This window comes from Sulfolobales archaeon (assembly GCA_038897115.1).
Lineage (GTDB): Archaea > Thermoproteota > Thermoprotei_A > Sulfolobales > AG1 > AG1.
Window position 1 is genome coordinate 1 of sequence record JAWAXC010000153.1, and the last position, 3,906, is coordinate 3,906.

At 45.1% G+C, this 3,906-nt stretch carries 8 protein-coding genes; 2 read left to right on the plus strand and 6 right to left on the minus strand.

Annotated features, from left to right (window positions below; all coding sequences use genetic code 11):
• The 6 genes from QXE01_11960 to lysW/argW all read right to left on the minus strand — a co-directional run.
• Window positions 1–818: cbb3-type cytochrome c oxidase subunit I (locus tag QXE01_11960; protein ID MEM4971953.1), on the minus strand; the 818-nt coding region annotated here is incomplete at its 3' end.
• The gene (locus QXE01_11965; protein ID MEM4971954.1) at window positions 818–1,294 is read right to left on the minus strand and encodes a hypothetical protein; all 477 of its coding nucleotides are present in this window, start codon (window positions 1,292–1,294) and stop codon (window positions 818–820) included. The genes QXE01_11960 and QXE01_11965, both read right to left, overlap by 1 nt.
• A 10-nt stretch (window positions 1,295–1,304) precedes the next feature.
• Entirely contained in the window at window positions 1,305–1,457 is a 153-nt protein-coding gene (locus QXE01_11970; GenBank protein ID MEM4971955.1) for a hypothetical protein, read from the minus strand.
• A gap of 153 nt (window positions 1,458–1,610) precedes the next feature.
• Window positions 1,611–1,781, minus strand: coding sequence for a hypothetical protein (locus QXE01_11975; protein ID MEM4971956.1), 171 nt, complete (start codon window positions 1,779–1,781; stop codon window positions 1,611–1,613).
• A gap of 116 nt (window positions 1,782–1,897) precedes the next feature.
• Window positions 1,898–2,740, minus strand: a complete 843-nt coding sequence (gene lysX, locus QXE01_11980; protein MEM4971957.1) for a lysine biosynthesis protein LysX — start codon at window positions 2,738–2,740, stop codon at window positions 1,898–1,900.
• Window positions 2,741–2,761: 21 nt separating this feature from the next.
• Window positions 2,762–2,929 carry an alpha-aminoadipate/glutamate carrier protein LysW/ArgW gene (gene lysW/argW / locus QXE01_11985; GenBank protein ID MEM4971958.1) on the minus strand — a complete coding sequence of 56 codons (168 nt, stop codon included), beginning with the start codon at window positions 2,927–2,929 and terminating at the stop codon, window positions 2,762–2,764.
• 169 nt (window positions 2,930–3,098) lie between these two features.
• Between lysW/argW and lysM the strand changes: the two genes are divergently transcribed.
• Both lysM and QXE01_11995 read left to right on the plus strand, forming a co-directional pair.
• Window positions 3,099–3,521, plus strand: a complete 423-nt coding sequence (gene lysM, locus QXE01_11990) for an HTH-type transcriptional regulator LysM (GenBank protein MEM4971959.1) — start codon at window positions 3,099–3,101, stop codon at window positions 3,519–3,521.
• A partial coding sequence (locus QXE01_11995) for a hypothetical protein (protein MEM4971960.1) occupies window positions 3,521–3,906 on the plus strand: 386 nt, incomplete at its 3' end. The genes lysM and QXE01_11995, both read left to right, overlap by 1 nt.

Below are 3,906 nucleotides of genomic sequence, written 5' to 3' on the forward strand. Positions count from 1 at the left end.
TGATGCCCTATCCCAGGTGTTACGAAGATCATAAGCAGTATAAGCCCTAGCTTAGCTAGAGGGGAGCTTACAAATTTGAGAAGGGCTAGGCCAGAGCCCAGCGCTAGGAGGAGATACCAGGCAAGCACTGTTGCAGATGCATTTATATACTGGGCATCATGCCCAAAACCCCAGAATATCCAGTGGTAGTAGAGGGGGTTAGAATTGCTTACTAAGCCTAGAAGCTGGGATAGGGGTAATAGAAAGGCTATGATGCCATTCAAAGCTGTGGCTATCGCGATTACTGCAGCGACGCCACCGGCCCATGGTATTAGGGAGTTCTTGCTCTCTGATTTTATGAGGGTTGCTATGTAGATCGATCCTGCTATGAGGACTCCTACGGATAGAAGCTCATACCCTATATAGAAGCTTGGAGACGTGGCTAACGGTGTGTAGGCTGTGTATAGCACTGGAGGTGCTGTAAAGGCGCTCCAGTTTAGTAGGAACCACCCCGTGATGATTAGGAGATGACCGATCCACGCTATAATAGGGCTAGCCGGCCTGCTCCTAATGAATATAGACATTATGGTGTACAATGCCGCTACCTCGAATATGGGTAGCCATAGTATGAGCATGTTAAGCCCGTGTACGGTTAGCCATCTATAATAGCCAAGGGGATCTACAAGGACTGCTAAGGTGGATCTTGTAAGCCCAACTATAGTAGCAGCTATCCCTCCAAGCGATAGCGATACCAGAGATAGTATTAGCGCTATTTTAGCAAGCATAGCTGAGCTAGGTTCAGCGCTAGCAAATAATCTTGAAATCTCTATATGCTTCATCACCTAACCACCTCTATCCTACCAATCATATCCTGATGCCCTATACCGCAGTACTCATTACATCGGATCTCGTATATCCCAGGCTCATCGAATCTAAGATAAGCAACATATGCCATGCCAGGCATCACCATCAAACTATATACAACCCCCTTTGGCCCAATAATCTCTAATCCGTGAACCACATCTGATGACATGAATATGAATCTATAGGTGACGCCTGCCTTGATCTTAATGTTATTAGGGATCCAAGCCCACTGTATCCCTGTAATATAGATATCTACACCAGGCGGTACTACCCCATCCGAGTAATTCCTAGCAAAACCTCTTGCGAGTTCTAAAGCAGTTCTAGGATCTATATCAAATGACTCTCGAGGTATATTCGGCATTGTAGAAGCTTGCCATATGCTGCTTATAATTGCTAGTAGGAGTGAGAGTAGGAAGATCATTGATATGGCTATCTTATCATGTCTATCCATACTAACCACCCTATCCCGGGGATCTTAGTGGAATTGGATAGTTGAACATATGCCATGTCTCATAGAGAGCCCATAGGTTATATGCTATAGTTATGACAAGCACTATGGAGAGCCAGAGCGCTATATCACCCTCTAAAACCCTTCTAATGATTCTCCTCACCATATCAACGATCCCCATGTTTAGATGTCAAGTCAACAGGTATATAGATAGCACCTAATCTTTTAGGCGGTATACTGTCTCTGGTCTGCAGGGTTTGGAGAGGTTAGAGGTATGGAGAGATGTTTATAAAAAAGGAATTTGGGTTTTTGGGAAAACCTATTTCAGCTTGTACTTACCCTCAGGTGTCTTCTCTACTCTCCCCTCTTTCTCAAGCCTTGTCAGTAGACCTTTAACAACCCTGCTCTGGGCTCCCACAGCCTTTACTATCTCATCCACGGTCTTTGGACCTGTTTTGAGTGTTTCTACTATTTTCTCTTTAACTGACATCTAGATCCCCCAAGATCATATATTAAGAGGCGGCTTATTAATATTTAGCCTTGGGATCCAAGGATCTATCTATTTACTATTCTATATCTTTGTATTAACTATTATATTTATTATGTTTATCTTTTTAGCTGTGCTACAGCGTATTCCGCTATTAGTCTACCAATGTCAATGCCTGTGACCCTTGCTACGTTTTTAAACTCTGGCACAGGGTTTGCCTCGTTAACAACGTAGCCTTTCTCGGGGTGTTCAAATATATCTATACCAGCTATTTCTAGGCCTAGGGCTTTTGCTGCCTTTATAGAGATCTCTATTAGCTCTGGATCTCTTGGTGCTGGGGCTGCCTCAGCCCCCCTAGCTGTGTTTGTTATCCAATGCCTCTTATTAATTCTATAGATAGGTATTACCTCTTCACCTATAACAGTAGCCCTTATATCCCTACCAGGCTTTCTAACATATTCCTGAATAAGCCCATATATAGCTTGGGGCCCTATAGCCTCTCTATGGCTTGTTATCGCTTGAAGCTCCTCAGGATCTCTTGCCATGGAGATAAGCCTGCCCCAGCTCCCCTGAGAAGGCTTATACACAAGGGGATATCCAATGGCCTCGGCACTCCTCCTAATAGCCTCAGCTCCGAAGGATGCATAGCTCCTTGGAACAGGGATCCCGGATCTCGATAAGATCGATAGACACCATATCTTACTCTGAGAGATAGCTGTTGATATCGAGCTATTGATAACCCTCACCCCAGAGCCCTCGAGGGCTGCGCTTGATTCCAGCGCAGCAGATCTGCTAACGCTCCTCTGGATCGCTATCTGATATCTACTCCAGAAGCTTCCACCCACCTCTATGGGCTCCCTACTTATATCTATCATATCAAAAGCAACACCCATGTTCCTAAGTGCATCAGCTATCCTCTCCTCCTCCCACCTAGCTACTGAGTAGTATACTATGAGTATCAACTAAGACCCTTCAGAGCCAGCCTATTCTCCCCAATCCTCTCCAACGCCTTGGAAAGGCTTTAACTTGATCCCCTCACCCGAAACAATGATCTCTATTGTTGCACCGCAATCATGATCCACGAGTTCGCCCGAAACAGGATCCTCAGGGATTTCTAGGGGCCTACCACATACAGGGCATCTGGCGTTCATAGCATCACCAAATCTATGCTATGTGGTGCGCCCCATATAAGTAATAGGGCCATGAGATAGTATTAGCTGGTAATTGTTACAGCAGGTTTGGTTCGATCTTAATAAGATCCTCATGGAGACCTTATCCGGATTTAGAGCTATTTCCACCTAGAATCCTATATCATAGGTGGTGGTAGGGTTAGACGAGATAGATTATAAGATCCTCGAGATCTTGAGGGGGAATGGAAGAGCATCATATACAGAGATAGCAAAAGCAGTAGGGCTAAGCGAGGCAGCTGTTAGGAAGAGGGTGAATAACATGATTAGAAGGGGGGTTATCAGGAGATTCAGCATAGAATACTCCGTAGAGGGAGAGGTGAGGGCTCTCGTGCTAGTGAAAACAGCTCCCCCAGCTAGGACACCTGAGATTGCTGAGAAGATAAGGGGTGTGGAGGGTGTGGAAGTTGTGTATGAGGTTACAGGGGAGTATGATATAGCTGTGCTTGTGAGGGGTATGGGTATTAGCTATATAAATAGATGCATAGACTCCATAAGATCTATACAGGGTGTTGTATCAACATATACAATGATAATCCTGAGGGTGCATATATAATGGGTATAGAGGCTATTGAAGAGATAACCATTTCAAAGATACTCAGCGAGATAGAGGTTAAACCAAGCATCGAGGCCGAGGGGCTTGCAGAGAGATATGGCTATCTAGCATATATGGTTGAGAGATACATGAGGATCCTTGGTAGCGAGACAGAGGATCTGTTGAGGGCTATGGAGAAACCCTCTATACTGAGGCCAACCGTTAGATGTAACAATCTCAGAATCAACTGTAGATGGCTTGAAAACAGGCTTAGAAGCCTTGGCTTCGAGCTAAGACCCCTGGAATGGGCTGTGGGAGCATATGAGGTGGTTAGATCCCCGAAATCACCATCTATCGGTGCTACACACGAATATCTCAAGGGCTATTACTACCTCCACAGAGATCC